Source organism: Paraburkholderia acidicola, assembly GCF_002362315.1.
GTDB classification, from domain to species: Bacteria; Pseudomonadota; Gammaproteobacteria; order Burkholderiales; family Burkholderiaceae; genus Paraburkholderia; species Paraburkholderia acidicola.
In genome coordinates, this window is record NZ_MTZV01000004.1 from 1,269,739 (window position 1) to 1,286,172 (window position 16,434).

A 16,434-nucleotide genomic window follows, 5' to 3' on the forward strand; every position below is an offset into this window, starting at 1 on the left:
GGAGAACTTAGCAATGCCACATGACAACTGGAAGAATCGCCGCTGCTCCGGTGACATCCAGTAAGCAACGCAACAGCAGCGCAGCAAAAAGCCGCCTTACGGCGGCCCTTCGATTACGCACGAACAAGCGGTCTGCGACGTCAGATGGCCTGATCCGTCGACGGCTTCTCCCACAGATTCACGCCGCCCTCAGTTGCGTAACGGTCGATCTCCGCGAGTTCTTCCGTCGAAAACGCGAGGTTCTTCAGCGCACCGACGTTCTCACGCACCTGTTCCGGCTTGCTCGCACCGATCAGCGCCGACGTCACGCGCGCATCGCGCAGCACCCATGCAAGCGCCATCTGCGCGAGGCTCTGGCCACGGCGCTGCGCAATGTCGTTCAGCTTGCGCACGTGCTCGATGTTTTCGGCGCTCAGGTGGTCCTGCTTCAGCGAGCCGCCACCCGGCTTGTTGACGCGCGCATCCGCGGGCACGCCGTTCAGATACTTGTTCGTCAGCAGGCCTTGCGCGAGCGGCGTGAAAGCGATGCTGCCTGCACCAACGTCATCGAGCGCGCCGAGCAGCTCGCGCTCCATCCAGCGGTTGAGCAGGTTGTACGCGGGCTGATGGATCAGCAGCGGCACCTTGTATTCACCGAGCAGCTTCGCGATTTCGCGGGTCTTCGTCGCCGAGTACGACGAAATGCCGATGTACAGCGCCTTGCCCTGCTGCACCGCGCTCGCCAGCGCGCCAGCCGTTTCTTCGAGCGGTGTATCGGCATCGAAGCGATGCGAGTAGAAAATATCGACGTAATCGAGACCCATGCGCTGCAGGCTCTGGTCAAGACTCGCGAGTATGTACTTGCGCGAGCCGCCGCCCTGGCCATACGGCCCCGGCCACATGTCCCAACCTGCCTTCGATGAGATCAGCAGTTCATCGCGGTACGGCTTGAAATCGTCCTTGAACAGCCGGCCGAAATTCGTTTCAGCGCTACCGTACGGCGGCCCGTAGTTGTTCGCGAGATCGAAGTGGGTAATGCCGAGATCGAACGACGTGCGCAGGATGTCGCGTTGCGTCGACAGCGGCGTCGTATCGCCGAAGTTGTGCCACAGGCCCAGCGACAGCGCAGGCAGTTTGAGACCCGATTTGCCGCAAACGCGGTACTGCATTTCCGAATAGCGCGCGGAAGCTGCTTCGTAGGCCATGGGTGAAGTCCTTGGTGAGAAAGTGACAAGCGGAGAAAGAATGCCCGGCAACGCTATACGGCGATGCGCGGTCAGAGCGGGGATGCCGAACGCATTATGTTAGCGAATCGTGACGCGTCTTGCAGACCGGCATGCAACGCGCGGGAGCGGGCCGTTGCATGAGCAACGGGATGGACGTTGCAGCGCGCGTCTTCTACACTGCGGCCCACGATTTCATCGACGAGGCGTTTCATGGGTAAGGTAATTTCGCTCGCATTGCTGGCGGGCGGCGTGGTGCTGCTGTATTTCGGTGGGCAATCGTTCCACTCGTTCAGCAACGAGGTATCGCGGGTGTTCACCGGTGCGCCGACGAACCGCACGATGTATCTGATCGTGGGCGGTGTGGTCGCGACGCTCGCTGGATTGACCGGGCTGGTCGTGTCGGGCAAGCGCTAGAACGCGACTTCGGGTATTGATGCAGAGCGCGAGCCCGGCAGCGGCACGTTGCTCGCGCCGTGATACGTGAACACCAGCGAAAACTTCACGTCGTCGGACACGTTCTTGCCCGCCGAATGCAGCGTGTTGCAGTGGAAGAACACGACGTCGCCGGCTTTCAGTTCGGGGGAGAACGCGGTCTGGATCAACGCCTGATTTTCCGGCAGATCCGAGCGGAAAAATTTGGCGTCGTCGAACCGGTCCGACGTGAAAGTCTTGCTGTGCGAACCCGGCACGAACCAGAGCCCGCCATTGCCGACCGTTTCCGGACCGAGCGCAAGCCACACCGACACCAGATCGTCCCGCTCGAACGACCAGTAACGCACATCGCGATGCCAGCCGGTCAGGCTGCCGTAGGCCGGATGCTTGGTCATCATGCAGTTGTGATGTGCGCGCGACAGGCGCGGCTCCTCGCCGAAGTACAGCTCCATCCAGCCGCGAATCTCTGGCGCGGTCGCCCATTCGTGAAAGCTCGGGTGACGTCCGTACGCGTCGAGCAGGCGTCGCACGGTATGGCCACCGGGCGCGTGCCTCGATTCCGGTGCGCCCGGATAACGTAGATCCGCCTCGAATTCGGTCGGCATCGCCGCTTCCTGCAATTGCTGCTGTGCAACCTGCTTCAGTTGCGCACAGCGCTCGGGCGACACCAGCCCCGAAACGACGACAAAACCCTGCTCCCGCAGCGTCTGGATCTGCTCTTTCTTCGAATGGCCTGACATGGGGTGTTCCGCTTCTTTGGACTGTCTGGAGGCTCGATTGTAAATCGTGCGGGATCGCGCTGCGTCGGGATTCCTGCGTCAATGGGGCGCACTGCACGATGCGAGGGCAAGCGTGCACGGGCATTGATCCCAAAGGGCATGATCGGGCGGACGGTCGCGAGGGTAAAAACCGACTTTCGATGGTCATGAATCGCGTGTAGCCTGCATCCATGTCGTCTGTAATTTCCGCCTTTCCGCTGTGTGTGCAGCCTTCCGGGGCCCGTGCCACAAGCGTCGATATGCTCCGATCGCCCTCCCGGCTTTTCCGACGCGCCCGCCATGTTGCGATTGATATCGCACGTGGCGTCCCGGTTGGCATGCTTGCTGCGTGTTGCAGCAGCATCTCCCGACGAGCGCGCCGCCGCCCATTTCCAAAGCCATGCACAATTTTTTAAGCACCCGACTCACACGCGCCGCGCTCACCGCGGCGCGTCCGGCGCGGCGCCATGTCATGCGCGCGCTGCGTCATCACTCCGCGCGCACGCGCGCACTTGCCGAGCAATTGCGCGATGCACGGCCGGTCGACGGCATTCGCACGTGGTTCTATGCGTTCTTCTCGACGCTGCGGTCGCGGCGTGCGTCGCATCGCCTGTCGCTGCGTACGCTGCTGCGCAAACCGGCGCCCTTGCGTGCACCGTCTACGTTGCGCATCCCCGCGCCGCACAGTACAAGCCGTCGGCCACGTCGGCTCGGTGCGAGCAGTGCTGGGTGGTTTGCGTTCGCTTTCGCTACGCGGTAAAGCTCGCCGCGTCGCGGCGTTACCCTTTCGCCCTCGATTTATCAGACCGAAATGCATGAAAAAACCCCGTACGGCCACATGCCGTACGGGGTTTTTTCGATACCTACCGCCAGAGCCGACGCTTACTTACGCGAGCGCAGCAACCGGCTCCGTGCCAGCAGCTTCGGCGAGCAACAGCGCCTTATCAGTAGCTTCCCACGAGAATTCCGGCTCTTCGCGGCCGAAGTGACCATAAGCTGCGGTCTTTTCGTAGACCGGGCGCAGCAGGTCGAGCATCTGGATGATGCCCTTCGGACGCAGATCGAAATGTTCCTGCACGAGGCGCGTGATCGTCGCATCCGACACGCGGCCAGTGCCGAACGTGTTGACCATCACCGAAGTAGGTTGCGCCACGCCGATCGCATACGACACCTGGATCAGGCAACGCGACGCGAGGCCCGCGGCCACGATGTTCTTCGCGACATAACGGCCTGCGTAAGCAGCCGAACGATCCACCTTCGACGGATCCTTGCCCGAGAACGCGCCGCCGCCGTGCGGAGCTGCGCCGCCGTACGTATCGACGATGATCTTGCGGCCCGTCAGACCGCAGTCGCCTTGCGGACCACCGATCACGAACCGGCCCGTCGGGTTCACCAGGAACTTGATGTCCCCCTTGATGAGCTCGGCCGGTAGCGTCGGCTTGATGATCTCTTCGATCACCGCTTCGCGCAACACGGACAGTTCGATGTCCGGAGAATGTTGAGTGGACAACACGACGGTGTCGATTGCATGCGGCTTGCCGTCGACGTAGCGCACGGTGACCTGCGACTTCGCATCGGGACGCAGCCAGGGCAGACGGCCGTCGCGACGCAGGTTCGCCTGACGCTCGACGAGGCGGTGCGACAGGTGGATCGGCAACGGCATCAGTTCGGGGGTTTCTTCACATGCATAACCGAACATCAAGCCCTGGTCGCCAGCGCCCTGATCGAGGTTGTTGTCGTGCGCACGGTCGACGCCCTGCGCGATGTCCGGCGACTGCTTGTCGTACGCGACGAGCACCGCGCAACCGCGGTAGTCGATGCCGAACTCAGTGTTGTCGTAGCCGATGCGCTTGATCGTTTCGCGCGCAACCTGGATGTAGTCGACGTTAGCGGTCGTAGTGATTTCACCTGCGAGCACGACGAGACCGGTGTTGCACAGCGTTTCCGCTGCAACACGCGAGTATTTGTCCTGCGTCAGGATTGCATCGAGAATCGCGTCCGAAATCTGGTCCGCGACTTTGTCGGGATGGCCTTCGGAAACGGATTCGGAAGTGAAGAAATAATCGTTTGCCACGTTGCAGACTCCTGATGAGTGGTTACGGTTGAGTTTCACGTAGCCAGCTCCGGTGTCTGAAGCGGCGACGCTTTAGCGGATTTCCAGACCGGCTCGCACGCGCATTACGCACTGTGCATACCGGCTTCGCCCCGCAAGTTGTCTATTAACTCGGCGAAGCCTTTATTATAGCGACTTCTTCAATTTGTCGCAGAGTACCCACGCGTGTCGTATATCCATTCGTCCGCCGCGTTTAGCGGCCCCGCACCGCACAACGTCGCGCCCGGAGCACTTTCATGCTGAGCCGGATTGGCGTGAAGCTCGCCGTTGGCCTGCTGAAACTGTTTGCGCTGCTGCCGTACGGCTTCGTCGCCCGTCTCGGCGACGGGCTCGGCTGGCTGCTCTATCAGATCCCGAGCCGACGCAGGCGCATCGTCCACATCAATCTGAAGCTGTGCTTCCCGGAATGGAGCGACGAGCGCCGCGAAGAGATTGCGCAAAAGCACTTTCGCCATGCGATCCGCAGTTACGTCGAACGTAGCGTGCAGTGGTTCGGCTCGGCGAAGAAGCTCGAAAAGCTGATCGAAGTGGATAGCGACGTCGATCTCCTCGACCCCGATATGCCGCCCACGCTGCTGCTTGGCTTTCATTTTGTCGGCATCGAGGCCGGCTCGGTCTTCATCAACTATTCGCTGCACCGGCCATGCGGTTCGCTATACCAGCCGATGTCGAACCCCGAACTCGAAGCCGTCGCCAAGGCGGCGCGCGGCCGCTTCGATGCAGAGCTGGCAAGTCGCGCCGACAGCGCGCGCATCGTGCTGCGCTGGCTGCGCGAGCGCAAGCCGGTGATGCTCGGCGCGGACATGGACTACGGCATGCGCAATTCGACGTTCGTGCCGTTCTTCGGCGTGCCGGCGTGCACACTGACCGCCGTCGGCCGGTTCGCGAAGGTGGGGCGCGCGCAGGTCCTGCCGTTCATCGGCGAGGTGCTGCCGAACTACAAGGGCTACCGTCTGCGCGTATTCAAGCCGTGGGAAAACTATCCGACCGGCGACGACGAGGCGGATGCGCGCTACATGAACGCGTTCCTCGAAGAGCAGATTCTGCGCATGCCGGAGCAGTACTACTGGGTACACAAGCGCTTCAAGACGCGCCCGCCGGGCGAGCCCGGTTTTTACTGAAGCGTTGCGGTGCTGCGAGCGGCTAGCGGCACCCCGACAACAAACGCATAAACGCCCCCGCGCGTCCCTTACAATAGCGGGATGAAACTGAAATTCACCAAAATGCACGGCGCGGGCAACGACTTCGTCGTGCTCGACGGCTTCACGCAGCCGCTCAACCTGACATCCGTGCAGGTGCGCGCGCTCGCCGACCGGCATTTCGGCATCGGCGCGGACCAGTTGCTGCTGGTCGAGAAGCCGACCATCGACGGTGTCGATTTCAGATATCGCATCTACAACTGCGACGGCGGCGAAGTCGAACATTGCGGCAACGGTGCGCGTTGCTTCGTGAAGTTCGTGCGCGACGCGGGTTTGACCGACAAAAGCAGCGTGCGCGTCCAAGTGCAGAACGGCATCATCACGCTGACAATGCAGGCCAATGGTGAAGTCGTCGTCGATATGGGCAGCCCCATCTTCGAACCGGCACGTGTACCGTTCAATGCGAGCGGTCTCGACGGCCGCCGCGAAGGCGACGACACGCTCTGGCCGCTCGATGTGAATGGCACGACGCGCTGGATCTCGACGGTATCGATGGGCAATCCGCATGCGGTGCAGGTCGTTGACGACACCGAAGCATTCGCGGTCGCCACCGACGGTCCAGTCATCGAACGACATCCGCGCTTTCCTCAACGCGTCAACGCAGGTTTCATGCAGATCGTCGGACGCCACGAGATCAAATTGCGTGTGTACGAGCGCGGCGCAGGCGAGACGCTCGCATGCGGCACCGGCGCATGCGCCGCGGTCGCGGCTGGCATCCGGCGCGGACTGCTCGACTCGCCGGTTACAGTGCACACGCACGGCGGCACATTGACCATTTCGTGGGACCGTACGCAGAACGGCGCGCCGCTCCTGATGGCGGGTCCCGCCGTCACCGTCTTCGCAGGCGAGATCGAGCTGGCCGACTGATTTTTCTCATTTAACGCAGCGTCCGGCAACGGGCGCTTATCCGCCGAAACCATGAACGATCGCGAAGTCGCCGAATACCTGCTAGCCAACCCCGAATTCTTCGCCGAACACGCGGAGATGCTCGCGACCATCCGGCTTGCGAACCCGCACGGCAAAGCTGCTGTGTCGCTGCAGGAGCGGCAGATGGACATGCTGCGTGACAAGAACAAGCACCTCGAACGCCGTCTTGCCGAACTCGTGCGCTACGGGCACGAGAACGACAGCATCGCGTCGAAGTTCAATCGCTGGACCGAGCGTGTGATCGCCGAGCGCGATCCGTATGCGCTGCCGCGCGTGATCGCGCATGGTCTGCGCGAGGTATTCGATGTCCCGCAAGCCGCGCTGCGCGTATGGGATGTCGCCGAGCCGTATGCGCACGCCGATTTCACGCGGCAGGTCGGCGAAGAGGTGCGGATCTTCGCGAACAGCCTCGCTACGCCGTATTGCGGCGCGAACTCGGGCTTCGAAGCGGCACAGTGGCTCGCGCCGTCCGTCGCCGCAGTGCCGGACGACTCGACCGGCGACGCTGCGGCGCCCGACACGATCGAATCGATTGCGCTGCTGGCACTACGCGATCCCGAAGGCAGCGAAGATGCCACCGCCTTCGGCCTGCTGGTGATGGGCTCGCCCGATGCGCGGCGCTTCCACGACGGCATGGCCACCGACTTCCTCACGCACATCGGCGCGCTCGCCAGCGCGGCGCTGAGCCGTCTACTGCCGCGCTGAAGCGCGCCGCCATCGTGACCCTCGCCGATCCCGTCGCCGACTACCTCGCCCACCTCGAACACGAGCGGCGGCTGTCGGTGCACACACTGCGCGGCTACACCCACGAACTCGACGAACTGAAGAAGCTCGCGAATGGCAGAGCGCTCGAAAGCCTCACGGTCATCGATATCCGCGGCGCTGTCTCACGCTCACACGCGGGCGGGCTGTCGGCACGCTCGATCAGCCACCGGCTGTCCGCATGGCGCGCGTTTTATCGCTGGTTCGCGGGGCGAGTCGATCTGCCGGCCAACCCGGTCGCGACCGTGCGTGCGCCGAAGCGTGCGAAGACGCTGCCCAAGGCGCTCTCCGTCGACGATACGCACCGTCTGATGGAAGCGCCCCCCGCAGAGGGCACCGAAGGTCTGCGCGATCACGCGATTCTCGAGCTGTTCTATTCGTCGGGGCTGCGGCTCGCCGAACTCGTCGGGCTCGATGCGCAGTATGCAAGTGTCGACGGCTATCAATCGGCGGGCTGGCTCAAGCTCGACTCCGCCGAAGTCGAAGTGCTCGGCAAGGGCAACCGGCGACGCATCGTGCCGGTGGGCAGCAAGGCACTCGACGCATTGCGCGCGTGGCTCGCGGTGCGCGGCGAATTCATCAAGCACGATCCGCATCCGCTGTTCCTGTCCGCGCGCGGCAACCGGATGTCGCCGAACGTCGTGCGCGATCGCGTGAAGCGCGCGGCGCTCGTGGCGGGTATTCCGGCCAACGTGCATCCGCACGTGCTGCGTCACTCGTTCGCAACGCACGTGCTGCAGTCGAGCGGCGATCTGCGTGCCGTACAGGAACTGCTCGGCCACGCCAGCATCGCCGCCACACAGGTCTACACCGGCCTCGATTTCCAGCATCTCGCGCGCATTTACGACCAGGCGCACCCGCGCGCCAAGAAGCGCGGCTGACGCCTTCCGCATGCGTGCTCACGCGCTCACAGCCGGCGCACTGCCGTGCTGAATCCCTCCAAGAAATGAAGTCATGAATATCGTTACGCTGAAACCGTCGAAAGAAAAATCGCTGCAGCGCCGCCATCCGTGGGTCTACGCGAATGCGATCGATCGTGTCGAGGGCAAGCCGGCGCAGGGCGCAACCGTGCTCGTGCGCGCACACGACGGCCGCTTTCTCGCGCGCGCCGCGTATAGCCCGCATTCGCAGATCCGCGCGCGGGTGTGGAGCTTCGACGAAGCCGAACCGATCGATCACGCGTTCTTCAAGCGCCGCGTTCAACGCGCGCTCGCGCACCGGCAAACGATGGTGCGCAATACCGGCGCTGTCCGGCTGATCTTCGGCGAGGCCGATGGGCTGCCCGGCCTGATCGTCGACCACTACACCGCCGATGATGGACGAGGCCAGCTCGTCTGCCAGTTCATGGCTGCCGGCGTCGAAGCATGGAAAGAGGCGATCGTCGACGCGCTGACCGGCGTGACGGGCTGCCCAAACGTCTACGAGCGCTCGGACGTGTCGATCCGCGAGAAGGAAGGGCTTGAGCAGATCACCGGCGTGCTGGCCGGCGACGAACCGCCCGAAACACTGATCGCCAGCGAAAACGGCGTGCGTTATCACGTCGACGTGCGCAACGGCCACAAGACCGGCTTCTACATCGACCAGCGCGATAACCGCGCACTCGTGCAGCAGTTCGCCCAGGACCGCGACGTACTGAACTGCTTCTGCTACACCGGCGGCTTTTCGCTGGCTGCGCTCAAAGGCGGCGCGAAACGGGTCGTCTCGATCGATTCGTCCGGCGAAGCGCTGGCGCTCGCGCAGCAGAACGTCACGGCCAACGCCTTCGATGCGGCGCGCGCCGCGTGGCTCGACGCGGATGCGTTCAAGACGTTACGGCGCCTCTATGACGACGGCGAGCGCTTCGATCTCGTCGTGCTCGATCCGCCGAAGTTCGCGCCTTCGCGCGAGCACGTGGATCGTGCCGCACGCGCCTACAAGGACATCAACCTGACCGGCTTCCGGCTGCTGCGCCCGGGCGGCCTGCTGTTCACCTACTCGTGCTCGGGCGCGATCGATGCCGAGCTGTTCCAGAAGATCGTCGCCGGTGCGGCGACCGATGCCCGGGTCGACGCACGCATCCTGAAGCGCCTTGGCGCGGGCGTCGATCATCCGCTGCTGACAGCATTCCCGGAAGGCGAGTATCTGAAGGGCCTGCTATTGCAAATCGCCTGATCGCCCTTATTTTGGGCAGATCGCCCGGCACGCGGCCGTCCTGTGTGGGCTAGCCGCCAAGCAGGGGCTTGACAGGTATGTTTCAATATCCGACCAGGCCGACGCGACGCTCGCCAGCAGTTCGCGCCCCCGATTCACCGATTCACGCATCCAGACAGGCGACCACATGATTCCCGTCACCATCCTGACCGGCTTTCTGGGCAGCGGCAAAACGACGCTGCTCAAACGCATCCTGAACGAGAAACACGGCATGAAGATCGCCGTGATCGAGAACGAGTTCGGCGAAGAAAACATCGATAACGAAATCCTCGTGCAGGATACAAACGAGCAGATCATCCAGATGAGCAACGGCTGCATCTGCTGCACGATCCGCGGCGATCTGGCCCGTGTGCTCGCCGACCTCGCCGCGCAGAAGCGCGACGGCAAGCTCGATTTCGAGCGCATCGTGATCGAAACGACCGGCCTCGCGAACCCGGGCCCGGTCGCGCAGACGTTCTTCATGGATAACGACATCGCCGACGAATTCCTGCTCGATGCGATCATCACGCTGGTCGACGCCAAGCACGCGAACCACCAGCTCGACGAGCACGAAGTCGTGCAGCGTCAGGTCGGTTTTGCCGACCGGCTGTTCATCACGAAGTCCGATCTCGTCGACGAAACCACGCTGGGCGACCTGCGCCACCGGCTGCTGCACATGAACCCGCGGGCGGCGATCAAGATCGTCAACTTCGGCGAAGCGGACATCAAGGAAATCTTCGACCTGCGCGGCTTCAACCTGAACGCGAAGCTCGAGATTGATCCGGATTTCCTCGCTGAGGACGACCATGATCATGATCACGGCCACGATCACGCGCATCATGACCACGATCATGATCACGACCACGCGAACTGCGATCACGATCATGGGCACTGCGATCATGAAGGCCATGAAGGCCACGACCATGCGCATGGCCATCATCATCACGCGCACCACGACGACAAGATCAAGTCGTTCGTCTACCGCAGCGACCGCCCGTTCGACGCGAACAAGCTCGAAGATTTCCTCGGCGGCATCCTGCAGATCTACGGCGAGCGGCTATTGCGCTACAAGGGCGTGCTGTATATGAAGGGCGTCGACCGCAAGGTCGTGTTCCAGGGCGTCCACCAGATGATGGGCAGCGATCTGGCCTCGAAATGGCAGCCGGTCGAAAAGAAGACCAACAAGATGGTCTTCATCGGGATCGAACTGCCGCAGGATCTGATCACCGACGGTCTCGACGCCTGTCTCGCCTGAGCGGCCGGGTTTCTGCAGCATGCCGGGCCGCTGGTCCGGCATGCGCCACCTCGCTGCGAGGCCCCTCCGCGGCGCCCATGAAAACCCTGCAACCGGAAACCTCGCACGATCATCGCTTTTTGATGGTTGGCGCGTTATATTTCGAGAAATCGGGGGCAGGAGGCTCAGATTCCTCCTAGTTGCGGTGCCGCATTGTGATTCAGTTACAATACGTGCCCACTGGAGAATGACAACGAATTGCCCGGCCAGCGTGCATCTTGTGCCGGGCCCGCAAACGGCACCGGAAAATCTCGTCCGGAAAGTATGCCGACACGACCGGCTAGCCAGGCGGCCTGGTAAGCGCGCAACCGGTCAGCACCACCTCGGGAGGATCCGAATCGGTTTCCAGAGGAGTTCGGCCCCGCATCGGCGCTTCGGCGTCACGACAGCCCACCGTCCGTGTTCGCCAGCGCTCCGTGAGCGTCATCGAGACGCCGCTGCGGGCTACACGAAAGTGCGGGCAATATGTATGAGTTTTGCCTCACATTGAAGAAGCAAGCCAGATGACGACGAAACGACTCTTGACCGAAGCCGAAATCCTGAAGATGAGCGACAAGGATTACATGAATGAGGCTCAGCTCGCTTTCTTCAAGGACCGGCTCGAACAGTTGCAGGCGGACATCCTCCGCAATGCCGGCCAGACGACCGAAAACCTGCGCGAAACCGTGATCGTGCCGGATCCGGCCGACCGCGCGACGATCGAGGAAGAGCATGCGCTCGAACTGCGCACGCGCGACCGCGAACGCAAGCTGCTGAAGAAGGTTCAGCAGTCGCTGGCGCGGATCGAATCGGGCGACTACGGCTGGTGCGAAGAAACCGGCGAACCGATCGGCGTGCCACGTCTGCTCGCGCGCCCGACGGCAACGCTGTCGCTCGAGGCGCAGGAGCGCCGCGAACTGCGCCAGAAGCTGTTCGGCGACTGACCGCCACGGCGCGGCCGCTCCCGCGCCCTGCTACATTGCTTCGTCGAAAGGCGCACGGTGTTCCGTGCGCTTTTTTCTTTGGGCGCCGGATCGTCGCAGGTGCCAGCAGCAGGTTTTACCGCCTGCCTGCGCCCCTGCCCGTATGTACAAAGCCTGGCATGCCGTGCTGCGCCACCGCTACCTCCACGGCCTTTTTCCACCGGATCCGCATCGCCAGCCCTTGATATGGCGGCGCACGCCCTAAAATTGATTCGACATGCGTCGCACGTGCGCGCGCCTTGCGCCGCGCCGTCCGCTCTCCCGCATTTCGCGGTGGCGCAGTGCGCCACCCGTTTTCCCCGTTTTGCAAAAGGAACGCATATGGAGCAATTTCACGGCACGACGATCGTCTCCGTGCGCCGCGGCAACAAGGTCGCACTCGGCGGCGATGGCCAGGTGACGCTCGGCAACATCGTCATGAAAGGCGGCGCGAAAAAGGTCCGGCGCATCTATAACGGCCAGGTGCTGGTCGGCTTTGCCGGCGGCACAGCGGATGCCTTCTCGCTGCTCGACCGTTTCGAAGGGAAGCTCGAAAAGCATCAGGGCAACCTCACGCGCGCCGCCGTCGAACTCGCCAAGGACTGGCGCACCGACCGTATGCTGCGTCGGCTCGAAGCGATGCTGATTGCCGCCGACGCACAAACCACGCTGGTCATCACCGGTAACGGCGACGTGCTCGATCCGGAAGGCGGCATCTGCGCGATCGGTTCGGGCGGCGCTTATGCCCAGGCCGCAGCGCAGGCGCTCACCGACAACACCGCGCTCGATCCGCGCGAGATCGTCGAGAAATCGCTCGAGATTGCCGGCAACATGTGCATCTATACGAATCACAACCGCGTCATCGAGACGATCGAGTAAGGACCCACGATGAGCACCATGACCCCTGCCGAGATCGTCTCGGAACTCGACAAGCACATCATCGGCCAAGGCCGCGCGAAGAAGGCTGTTGCGGTGGCGCTGCGCAACCGCTGGCGCCGTCAGCAGGTCGGTGACCCGCTGCGTCAGGAAATCACGCCGAAGAACATTCTGATGATCGGACCAACCGGCGTCGGCAAGACCGAAATCGCCAGGCGACTCGCGCGGCTCGCCGATGCGCCGTTCATCAAGATCGAAGCGACGAAGTTCACCGAAGTCGGTTATGTGGGCCGCGATGTCGACAGTATCGTGCGCGACCTGATCGAGATCTCGGTGAAGCAGACCCGCGAAACCGAAATGCGCAAGGTCCGCACGAAGGCACAGGATCAGGCCGAAGACCGCATCCTCGACATCCTGCTGCCGGGCGCGCGTCCGGTCGGTTTCGGCTCGGGTTCGCAGGAATCCGCCGGCAGCGAAGACAACGCCACACGCCAGACCTTCCGCAAACGCCTGCGCGAAGGCCAGCTCGACGACAAGGAAGTCGAACTCGACATCGAGATGCCGCAACCGGGCATGGACATCATGGGGCCGCCGGGCATGGAAGACATGACCGAGCAGATCCGCACGATGTTCGCGAACATCGGTGGCGGCAAGAAGGCGCGCCGCAAGCTGAAGGTGAAGGAAGCGCTGAAGCTGCTCAGCGATGAAGAAGCGTCGAAGATGCTCAACGACGAGGAAGTGAAGACGAAAGCCGTGCAGAACGTCGAACAGAACGGCATCGTGTTTCTCGACGAAATCGACAAGATCGCATCGCGCAACGAAGCAGGCGGCGGCGAAGTGTCGCGCCAGGGTGTGCAGCGCGATCTGCTGCCACTCGTCGAAGGGACGACGATCAACACGAAGTACGGGATGGTGAAGACCGATCACATCCTGTTTATCGCGAGCGGTGCGTTTCATCTTGCAAAGCCTAGCGATCTGATTCCCGAGCTGCAGGGCCGCTTTCCGATTCGCGTCGAACTCGATTCGCTGTCGGTGGGCGATTTCGAATCGATTCTGGTCGCCACCGACGCGAGCCTCGTCAAGCAGTATCAGGCGCTGCTTGCCACCGAAGACGTCCACCTGGAATTCGCCGACGACGGCATCCGCCGTCTCGCGGAGATCGCGTTCTCGGTCAACGAGAAAACGGAGAACATCGGTGCGCGCCGGCTTTATACGGTGATCGAGAAGCTGCTTGAAGAAGTGTCGTTCTCGGCGGGCAATCATGCGGGCACGAGCGTCATGATCGACGCGGCTTACGTGGACCGTGCGCTAAACGAAGTTGCCGGAGACGAAGACCTGTCGCGCTACGTGCTCTAGGCGCTGCACAACGTACGGGCGATTGCGCACGTACGTTGCGTTGCTGGAAGCAAGAAACAGAACGGGCGGCCCCGCGACATTCGCGGAACCGCCCGTTTTTTATTCGGCGGCCTTATCGGAAGGTACGCAAAGCGGCCGCATCCATTACGTTCACTGCTTGACCGGCCGCTTCGCAAGCTTGCGCTGCAGCGTGCGCCGATGCATGTTCAATGCGCGCGCCGTCGCCGAAACATTGTTGCCGTTCTCCGCCAGCACGCGCTGAATGTGCTCCCACTCCAGACGCGCCACCGACAGCAGCACCGGGTTCTCAATCGCCTCTTCCGCCTGCAGCGCACTCGCTTCGCTTTGCAGCGCCGCCAGAATCGTTTCGACGTTAGCCGGCTTCGCGAGATAGTTGTCCGCGCCGTCCTTCACCGCCTGCACCGCGGTCGCGATGCTTGCGTAGCCGGTCAGCACCAGCATCCGCGCATCGGGTTGCAACTCGCGCAACGGCGCAACCAGATTGAGACCGGAATCGTCACCGAGATGCAGGTCGACGGTGATCTGGCCGAACTTCTGCCGGTTCGCGAGCCGGATTGCTTCGTCGGCGTTGTGTGCTTCGGCGACGATGAAACCGCGCCGCGTCAATCCGCGCGCGAGGATGCCGGAAAACACCTCGTCGTCGTCGATCACCAGAAAATTGTTGTCGCTCATCCTTCTTTCTCCACAGGGATCGGCGCAGAGCCCGTTCGGCTCGCACCCAATGAATCGCGTGCCGCCACCGGCAGCCGCAGCGTCGCGCGCGTACCGCGCGGCTTCGTATCGCGGGCGTCGGTCAGCTCGATCGATCCACCGAGCCGCACCGCCGCCGAAAACGCCAGATAAAGACCGACGCCATGCCCACCTTGCGTGCTGTCGACCGGTGTCGCACCGAGCGACCCGCGTAGCGACGACGGAATGCCAGGTCCCGCGTCGCACACTTCGAATTCGACGAAATCGCCACGCGCCGTCGTCACCGCGGCCAGCGTCACGCTGTCGCGGCTTGCGCGCGCCGCGTTGTCGAGCAGGATCGTCAGGATCTGGCCGACGGCGACGATGTCGCCGAGCGTGGCGTCGTCGGGGGGGGTGCCGAGCAGCTGGAACTTCACATGCGGATGGCGCAGCCGCCATTGCTCCGCAAACGAATCGAGCCATTCCGCGACGGTCTGCCGGCTGCCCGGCAACTCGCTGGTCGCCGCGCGGCTGCGCAGGCGCGCGAGCGCCGAGGTACACAGCGTCAGTTGCTGTTCGAGCAGGTCGAGGTCGGTGGCGTAGGGCGCGAGGCCGCCGTCGGTGCGTGCGGCGTCGCGCAGTTCTTCGGTGAGCATCGCGATCGTCGATAGCGGTGTGCCGATCTCGTGCGCGACGGTCGCCGCTTGCACGCCGAGAGCGACCGCGCGCTCGTCGCGCAACAGGCGTTGCTGCGCGTCGCCGAGCGCCGCTTCGCGCTGCCGCAGCGCACGCGACATGCGCGCGACGAACCACGCGATCAGCCCGACGCTCACCATGAAGTTCACCCACATGCCGGCGCGGTAGTAGTCGAACAGGTTGGCCGGATTGTCGAGATTCAGCGGCACCGAGTCGAAGCCGAGCACCGCATAGCAGGCCGCGGCGAACACCGCGAGCCAGATCATCAGATGCCACGGCAGCACAGCGGCCGCGATCGCCAGCGACGGCAGATACAGCGACACGAATGGATTGGTCGTGCCGCCCGACAGGAACAGCAGCGCCGACAACGCGCCGAGGTCGACCCAGATCTGGCCGAACAGCTCGAGATTCGATTCGGGCCGCTCGCGCGCGACGCGCAGCCAGGTCAGCGCATTGAAAGCGGCCTCGAGGCCGATGACGAGCAGCATCGCCGGCAACGGCAGATGCACGCCGATGAAGATCTGCACGAAGGCGATAGTGCCGAGCTGCCCGATGATGGCAAAGCAGCGCAGCCAGAAGAGGTGGCCGAGATTGACGCGGCCGGTGTTGGTGAAGCGATGCATGCAGTCAGTTTACGTAGTGGTGCCGCGCGGGCAGCCGTTCATTGCGCCTCGGGCGCCTCAGGCACCACCCGGGCGCGCGCGATTTCGTCGGCGAGACACTCGGGGCACAGGCAGGCGCGGCCGGCCCTGAGCCGGTTGGCCGGCAGCGCGGGCATCGAGCGGCACCAGCAGTCGGGCGCGCCGGCAGCCGGATCGGCCCGCATGCCGCAATCGAATGCGTGGCCGCAGCGCGGACAGCGGCCGCTGGCGGCACTGCGCGGACGATGGGCCGACGGATTCATAAGAAGTCGAAAATATGACACCGACGAGGGCGACCCGGACATGATGCCACGTCCGCCCGCCGGCCACATGCCCTCCGCCAGCGACAAAACAGCGCTCCAGCGCCGTCCGGCC

17 protein-coding genes are annotated in these 16,434 nt (G+C 63.3%); 11 read left to right on the top strand and 6 right to left on the bottom strand.

Features of this window, described 5'->3' with window-relative positions; all coding sequences use genetic code 11:
* Positions 1–140: 140 nt before the first annotated feature.
* Entirely contained in the window at positions 141–1,184 is a 1,044-nt protein-coding gene (mgrA, locus tag BWP39_RS16010; protein ID WP_096721726.1) for an L-glyceraldehyde 3-phosphate reductase, read from the bottom strand.
* 231 nt (positions 1,185–1,415) lie between these two features.
* Between mgrA and BWP39_RS16015 the strand changes: the two genes are divergently transcribed.
* Positions 1,416–1,619: a DUF3185 family protein gene (locus BWP39_RS16015; protein WP_091019454.1), complete on the top strand. Its 204-nt coding sequence runs from the start codon at positions 1,416–1,418 to the stop codon at positions 1,617–1,619.
* Here the strand turns inward: BWP39_RS16015 and BWP39_RS16020 are convergent.
* Positions 1,616–2,377 (bottom strand): phytanoyl-CoA dioxygenase family protein, encoded by a 762-nt coding sequence (locus tag BWP39_RS16020; protein WP_096721728.1) that lies wholly within the window; start codon positions 2,375–2,377, stop codon positions 1,616–1,618. The two genes, BWP39_RS16015 and BWP39_RS16020, sit on opposite strands and share 4 nt — an antisense overlap.
* 418 nt (positions 2,378–2,795) lie before the next feature.
* On the opposite strand from BWP39_RS16020, the gene BWP39_RS16025 reads away from it, so the two are divergent.
* Positions 2,796–3,155, top strand: coding sequence for a hypothetical protein (locus BWP39_RS16025; RefSeq protein WP_096722653.1), 360 nt, complete (start codon positions 2,796–2,798; stop codon positions 3,153–3,155).
* A gap of 126 nt (positions 3,156–3,281) precedes the next feature.
* Here the strand turns inward: BWP39_RS16025 and metK are convergent, their stop codons facing one another.
* Positions 3,282–4,469 carry a methionine adenosyltransferase gene (gene metK, locus BWP39_RS16030; protein WP_096721730.1) on the bottom strand — a complete coding sequence of 396 codons (1,188 nt, stop codon included), beginning with the start codon at positions 4,467–4,469 and terminating at the stop codon, positions 3,282–3,284.
* Positions 4,470–4,744: 275 nt separating this feature from the next.
* Between metK and BWP39_RS16035 the strand changes: the two genes are divergently transcribed.
* The 9 genes from BWP39_RS16035 (at position 4,745) to hslU (ending at position 14,032) form a co-directional block, all read left to right on the top strand.
* Complete coding sequence (locus BWP39_RS16035) at positions 4,745–5,629, top strand: lipid A biosynthesis lauroyl acyltransferase (RefSeq protein WP_096721732.1); 885 nt, start codon at positions 4,745–4,747, stop codon at positions 5,627–5,629.
* 81 nt (positions 5,630–5,710) lie between these two features.
* On the top strand, positions 5,711–6,574 hold the full coding sequence (dapF, locus tag BWP39_RS16040; protein ID WP_096721734.1) for a diaminopimelate epimerase: 864 nt from the start codon (positions 5,711–5,713) through the stop codon (positions 6,572–6,574).
* Between the two features lie 51 nt (positions 6,575–6,625).
* On the top strand, positions 6,626–7,339 hold the full coding sequence (locus BWP39_RS16045; protein ID WP_096721736.1) for a DUF484 family protein: 714 nt from the start codon (positions 6,626–6,628) through the stop codon (positions 7,337–7,339).
* A gap of 14 nt (positions 7,340–7,353) precedes the next feature.
* Positions 7,354–8,277 carry a tyrosine recombinase XerC gene (gene xerC / locus BWP39_RS16050; RefSeq protein WP_096721738.1) on the top strand — a complete coding sequence of 308 codons (924 nt, stop codon included), beginning with the start codon at positions 7,354–7,356 and terminating at the stop codon, positions 8,275–8,277.
* Between the two features lie 73 nt (positions 8,278–8,350).
* Positions 8,351–9,547: a class I SAM-dependent rRNA methyltransferase gene (locus tag BWP39_RS16055; protein WP_096721740.1), complete on the top strand. Its 1,197-nt coding sequence runs from the start codon at positions 8,351–8,353 to the stop codon at positions 9,545–9,547.
* Positions 9,548–9,713: 166 nt separating this feature from the next.
* On the top strand, positions 9,714–10,820 hold the full coding sequence (locus BWP39_RS16060) for a CobW family GTP-binding protein (protein ID WP_096721742.1): 1,107 nt from the start codon (positions 9,714–9,716) through the stop codon (positions 10,818–10,820).
* 542 nt (positions 10,821–11,362) lie between these two features.
* Complete coding sequence (gene dksA, locus BWP39_RS16065) at positions 11,363–11,782, top strand: RNA polymerase-binding protein DksA (protein ID WP_091019435.1); 420 nt, start codon at positions 11,363–11,365, stop codon at positions 11,780–11,782.
* A gap of 360 nt (positions 11,783–12,142) precedes the next feature.
* Entirely contained in the window at positions 12,143–12,679 is a 537-nt protein-coding gene (gene hslV / locus BWP39_RS16070) for an ATP-dependent protease subunit HslV (RefSeq protein WP_091019433.1), read from the top strand.
* Positions 12,680–12,688: 9 nt separating this feature from the next.
* Positions 12,689–14,032: an ATP-dependent protease ATPase subunit HslU gene (gene hslU, locus BWP39_RS16075; protein ID WP_091019430.1), complete on the top strand. Its 1,344-nt coding sequence runs from the start codon at positions 12,689–12,691 to the stop codon at positions 14,030–14,032.
* 150 nt (positions 14,033–14,182) lie between these two features.
* On the opposite strand, the gene BWP39_RS16080 is transcribed toward hslU, so the two are convergent.
* The 3 genes from BWP39_RS16080 to BWP39_RS16090 are packed head-to-tail and all read right to left on the bottom strand — an operon-like array spanning position 14,183 to position 16,322.
* On the bottom strand, positions 14,183–14,725 hold the full coding sequence (locus BWP39_RS16080; RefSeq protein WP_096721744.1) for a response regulator transcription factor: 543 nt from the start codon (positions 14,723–14,725) through the stop codon (positions 14,183–14,185).
* Entirely contained in the window at positions 14,722–16,041 is a 1,320-nt protein-coding gene (locus BWP39_RS16085; RefSeq protein ID WP_096721746.1) for an ATP-binding protein, read from the bottom strand. The genes BWP39_RS16080 and BWP39_RS16085 overlap by 4 nt, the downstream gene beginning before the upstream one ends.
* Before the next feature lie 38 nt (positions 16,042–16,079).
* A complete protein-coding gene (locus tag BWP39_RS16090) occupies positions 16,080–16,322 on the bottom strand; it encodes a cysteine-rich CWC family protein (protein ID WP_096721748.1) in 243 nt (80 codons plus the stop codon).
* Positions 16,323–16,434 lie beyond the last annotated feature (112 nt).

What these genes read in the sequence shown, in the direction of transcription:
- BWP39_RS16025 (WP_096722653.1), top strand. Translation starts at nt 2,796, where the DNA reads ATGCACAATTTTTTAAGCACCCGACTCACACGCGCCGCGCTCACCGCG.
- BWP39_RS16090 (WP_096721748.1), bottom strand. Translation starts at nt 16,322, where the DNA reads ATGAATCCGTCGGCCCATCGTCCGCGCAGTGCCGCCAGCGGCCGCTGT.
- mgrA (WP_096721726.1), bottom strand. Translation starts at nt 1,184, where the DNA reads ATGGCCTACGAAGCAGCTTCCGCGCGCTATTCGGAAATGCAGTACCGC.
- hslU (WP_091019430.1), top strand. Translation starts at nt 12,689, where the DNA reads ATGAGCACCATGACCCCTGCCGAGATCGTCTCGGAACTCGACAAGCAC.
- BWP39_RS16055 (WP_096721740.1), top strand. Translation starts at nt 8,351, where the DNA reads ATGAATATCGTTACGCTGAAACCGTCGAAAGAAAAATCGCTGCAGCGC.
- hslV (WP_091019433.1), top strand. Translation starts at nt 12,143, where the DNA reads ATGGAGCAATTTCACGGCACGACGATCGTCTCCGTGCGCCGCGGCAAC.
- BWP39_RS16020 (WP_096721728.1), bottom strand. Translation starts at nt 2,377, where the DNA reads ATGTCAGGCCATTCGAAGAAAGAGCAGATCCAGACGCTGCGGGAGCAG.
- dapF (WP_096721734.1), top strand. Translation starts at nt 5,711, where the DNA reads ATGAAACTGAAATTCACCAAAATGCACGGCGCGGGCAACGACTTCGTC.
- BWP39_RS16080 (WP_096721744.1), bottom strand. Translation starts at nt 14,725, where the DNA reads ATGAGCGACAACAATTTTCTGGTGATCGACGACGACGAGGTGTTTTCC.
- BWP39_RS16060 (WP_096721742.1), top strand. Translation starts at nt 9,714, where the DNA reads ATGATTCCCGTCACCATCCTGACCGGCTTTCTGGGCAGCGGCAAAACG.
- dksA (WP_091019435.1), top strand. Translation starts at nt 11,363, where the DNA reads ATGACGACGAAACGACTCTTGACCGAAGCCGAAATCCTGAAGATGAGC.
- BWP39_RS16045 (WP_096721736.1), top strand. Translation starts at nt 6,626, where the DNA reads ATGAACGATCGCGAAGTCGCCGAATACCTGCTAGCCAACCCCGAATTC.
- BWP39_RS16035 (WP_096721732.1), top strand. Translation starts at nt 4,745, where the DNA reads ATGCTGAGCCGGATTGGCGTGAAGCTCGCCGTTGGCCTGCTGAAACTG.
- BWP39_RS16085 (WP_096721746.1), bottom strand. Translation starts at nt 16,041, where the DNA reads ATGCATCGCTTCACCAACACCGGCCGCGTCAATCTCGGCCACCTCTTC.
- BWP39_RS16015 (WP_091019454.1), top strand. Translation starts at nt 1,416, where the DNA reads ATGGGTAAGGTAATTTCGCTCGCATTGCTGGCGGGCGGCGTGGTGCTG.